Consider the following 4,037-nt stretch of genomic DNA (forward strand, 5'->3'; position numbering starts at 1 on the left):
CAGCCCCTGCCGTGAGGCAGCCTGCGGATGACGCGGCTTCACAACGGCAGGTCAGACGGACACCGACCCGGGAAACAATCCTCCGGAACAGCCGCGCATGTGCGGCCCGGACGCCCGCCGGGTCTTGACTGGTGACAATTCAGGAGAAAGCATGGCCCTCAGCATAGGTATCGTCGGTCTGCCCAACGTGGGCAAGTCCACTCTTTTCAATGCCCTCACCAAGGCCCAGAACGCCCAGGCCGCCAACTATCCCTTCTGCACCATCGAGCCGAACAAGGCTACGGTGGCCGTGCCGGACACGCGCCTGCGCGACCTGACAAACAAGGCCAAACCGCAAAAAACCATCAATGCCAGCGTGGATTTCATCGACATTGCCGGTCTTGTGCGGGGAGCCAGCAAGGGCGAAGGTCTCGGCAACCAGTTTTTGGGCAACATCCGCGAATGCGCGGCCATCGTGCATGTGGTGCGCTGCTTTGAGGATGAAAACATCACGCACGTTGACGGCGGCGTTGATCCCCTGCGTGACGTGGACACCATTGAGACGGAACTTTTGCTGGCCGATCTGCAAAGCGTGGAAAAACGCCTTGAACGTCTGCAAAAAATGTCCAAGGGCAGCAAGGACGCCAAGGCAGCCGCCGAAGTAATGCAGACCCTGCTGACCCATCTTAATGACGGCAAGGCCGCCCGCGAATTTGTCCTGCCGGAAAGCAACGAGGCTTTTCTGACATCGTGGCGCGAACTGGGCCTTCTGACAGCCAAGCCCGTTATTTACTGTGCCAACGTGGATGAAAACGCTGTGGCCGAAGGCAACGCCTTTGTGGAAACCCTCAAGACCTTTGCCGCCGGACGCCAAGCGGGCTTTGCCTGCATTTGCGCCAAGCTGGAAGAGGAACTGCAGGGCCTCTCCGATGCGGAACAGGCCGAAATGCTGTCATCTTACGGCATTGACGAAAGCGGCCTTGTGCGCATTATCCGCACCGGTTACGAAACACTGGGGCTTTGCAGCTACTTTACGGTCGGCCCGCAGGAAGTGCGCGCCTGGACCATTCACAAGGGCTGGAAGGCTCCCCAGGCGGCCGGGGTTATTCATACGGACTTTGAACGCGGCTTCATCCGCGCCGAGGTCATCTCTTATCAGGACTACATGAGCCACGAAAACGAGGCCGCCTGCCGTGCCAGCGGCGTGCTGCGCGTGGAAGGCAAGGAATATGTGGTCAAGGATGGAGATGTCATGCACTTCCTTTTCAACGTCTAGAGCAGTTTACGAATGCAATGAGTTAGTGCTCTGCAAGGATTTTCAGGAAAATCCTTGCCACAAAATGCGCGCAGGCAGGCTTTTGCCTGCCGTAAGCGAGCATTCAAGTGCTAAATGCTCTAGAGCAGATTAACTTTGAAAATGTACATTTTCAAAGTTTAAGACACGCTCGCTTCGGCGTTTAACCGCGCAAATAAATTGCGCTTACGCCTTCGCGGCGGGCGACTGCTCACGCAGCCGCCAGAGCAATTTCAAAGTGAAATTGCTCTAGATATAGGGCAAGGCAACTTTGAGAATATACCTTCTCAAAGATCAAGACCCGCCTGCCACGGCGCCCGGGAACGCAGAAAAACCGCGTTTGCTCGCGCAGCCGCCATATCTGTTTTGAAAAGAGACTGCCCTAAACTGGTAACGTCAACAGCGCGCTGCCGGCTTATCCGGGCCGCCGTGTGCCTGCAAACCGCACACTGCAAGCCCGCCCGCGATAAAATACTGTATAAAAAATGCTGTATACAGCCAGCGCCCCTTCCGCATAAACGGAAGGGGCGCTGGCTGTTATTGTTCCGGAGCCGCGCGGCTCCTGACTCTTTAGGCGTTTTTCATGTGTTCGATCAGTTCCGCCAGACTGTGAGCCTGCTTGCGCAGGGCCTCAAGCTCGGCCATAGCCAACTGCATGGATTCGGAGGTTGTGGCGGCAATGTTGTTCACATCAGCGATGGACTTGTTAATCTCTTCGCTGGTGGCGGACTGCTGCTCACTGGCGGTGGCAATGGCGCGCACTTCGTCCGCGGTCTGATCCACCATGACCACGATCTCCTGCAAGGCTTCGCCGGACTTGTTGGAAAAGTCAGTGGCGGAAGCGATGTTGCGCACGGCCAGTTCCACTTCCTGAATGCTCTGCGAGGCGCTTTGCTGGATAGCGTGGATGGCGTTACCCACATCTGTGGTCGAGGCCATGGTTTTTTCCGCCAGCTTGCGCACCTCATCGGCCACAACGGCAAAGCCCCTGCCCGCGTCACCCGCACGGGCCGCCTCAATGGCCGCATTGAGCGCCAGCAGGTTGGTCTGGTCGGCAATGTCGGAAATAACGCTCATGATCTGGTTGATGGCCCTGGCGTGCTCATCAAGCGTGGTCATGCCGTCCTTGAGGGCCAGGGACTGGCGCTGCACTTCCTGGATGCCGCCTACGGCCTTGTACACCACCTCGGACCCTGCCTGGGCCTTGAGCTTGGCCGATGCCGAAACATCCGCAGCACCGCCCGCATTTTTGGCAACCTCAAGCACGGTGGAGTTCATTTCTTCCATAGCAGTCGCGGTTTCCGCCAGCCTGGCCACGGCATGGCTCAACGCGCCGCCGGTATTGTCCACCTGTTCGGCAATGTCGTTGATGGAAGAATTGAGGCGCTCAACCACGCCCTCTATCTGGGCCGCGGCGCTGATCATGCCCTCACGCTTGGCAATTTCAGCCTGCGCCTGAGCCTGCTTGGCCTCTTCCATGGCCTGCTGCGCCTCTTCACCCATCAGGCGCGCCTGTTCGGCCTGTTCGCTTGCATCCTGAACCAGACGGCGCAGGTTTTCTTCCATCTGGCGCAGGGCATCCGCCAACTGGCCCATATCGTCCTTGCTGTAAACGTCAAGGGTAAGGTCTTTCTTGCCCTCGGCCACACCGAGGGCGTAGCGGGTGATCTTGCCCACCGGAGCGCTGACTCTCAGCCCCAGGATGACCGAAAGGGTAAGCTGCAGCACCAGTAGACCGCAAGCCACCAGGATGGCCTTGTCCACGGCTTCGTGCTCAAGCTTCTGCAGATCACTCATGGGCATGCCCGCAAACCACATGCCTATGATCTGATTATTGGCGTCTTTGACCGGCCAGTAGGCGGAATTGTAGTCCACCCCAAGAATGCTATTGTGGGTGTAGTAGGTTTTTCCCTTTTTCAGAACCGCATCGAGAATTTCCGGTGATTGCAGCTTGGTACCCACGGCACGCTGCCCGTCAGCCATGATTGTGGTCATGACCCGGGTATCGCCCTTGAAAATGGTGATGTTAACGCCCGAAAGTTGCTTGAGCCAGTCAAGATAGGCAGGAGTGACAAGGGATGTGCCAATGGAAATGGAGCCTACCACGCGGCCCTCATAAACCACCGGCTGGCTGGCCCGGATTGTGAACGGAACGACGGTGCCTGCCACAACGGCCGCGGCGGGCTGCCCCTTGAGGGCAATAACCACTGTTTCCTGATTGGTTACGCTGTCGCCGTATTTATCAGCATGACCACGGGCGATGACCTTGCCGGACTCATCAGTAATGGTCATAAAGTCCGAACCGGCCATTTTCATGCTTTTTTCGCCAAGCTCTTTGGCCAGTGCGTGGTCCTTATGCACAATGGCCTGCACCATGCTGTTGTCGCTGGCAATCAGGGCGGCGCTTTGCACAAAACGCGCACGGGTGGCCTCATTGGCCTCCATGATAACGTTTTGCATGCGCCGGATGCCCTTATCCAGTTCATCTTCAATGGGGACTTTCATAAAGTAGATGGAAACAAACAGCACGACCCCACAGCAGGTGATCAATGCGCCAAACAGCGAACCCACATACTTGTGCGCGATCGTTATGCGCATGCCCCCTCCTTGCAACAAAAAGTTATTTTTGCAAAATATATCAATGTTGTCCGGTTAAGCACCCATAGCTAACAGGCTATAACTATAGGTGTTTATAGTTTTTCGTCTTCGCGGATTCAGAAGTTCTTCCAGAGAATCCTTGCCGAACAGATTCAAGCAAATGAGC

Annotated in this window: 2 protein-coding genes; one reads left to right on the forward strand and one right to left on the reverse strand. The window is 56.6% G+C overall.

Annotated elements, in window-relative coordinates; translation table 11 throughout:
- Window positions 1–151: 151 nt before the first annotated feature.
- On the forward strand, window positions 152–1,255 hold the full coding sequence (gene ychF, locus V6C16_RS08835) for a redox-regulated ATPase YchF (RefSeq protein WP_333535097.1): 1,104 nt from the start codon (window positions 152–154) through the stop codon (window positions 1,253–1,255).
- 588 nt (window positions 1,256–1,843) lie between these two features.
- Here the strand turns inward: ychF and V6C16_RS08840 are convergent.
- Complete coding sequence (locus V6C16_RS08840; RefSeq protein ID WP_333535098.1) at window positions 1,844–3,871, reverse strand: methyl-accepting chemotaxis protein; 2,028 nt, start codon at window positions 3,869–3,871, stop codon at window positions 1,844–1,846.
- Between the last annotated feature and the right edge of the window lie 166 nt (window positions 3,872–4,037).

Source organism: Desulfovibrio sp. 1188_IL3213 (genome assembly GCF_036763145.1).
In the GTDB taxonomy this organism is placed as follows: Bacteria; Desulfobacterota; Desulfovibrionia; order Desulfovibrionales; family Desulfovibrionaceae; genus Desulfovibrio.

Excerpts from the sequence above, each read along its gene's own strand:
- V6C16_RS08840 (WP_333535098.1), bottom strand. The coding sequence starts at position 3,871 with ATGCGCATAACGATCGCGCACAAGTATGTGGGTTCGCTGTTTGGCGCA.
- ychF (WP_333535097.1), top strand. The coding sequence starts at position 152 with ATGGCCCTCAGCATAGGTATCGTCGGTCTGCCCAACGTGGGCAAGTCC.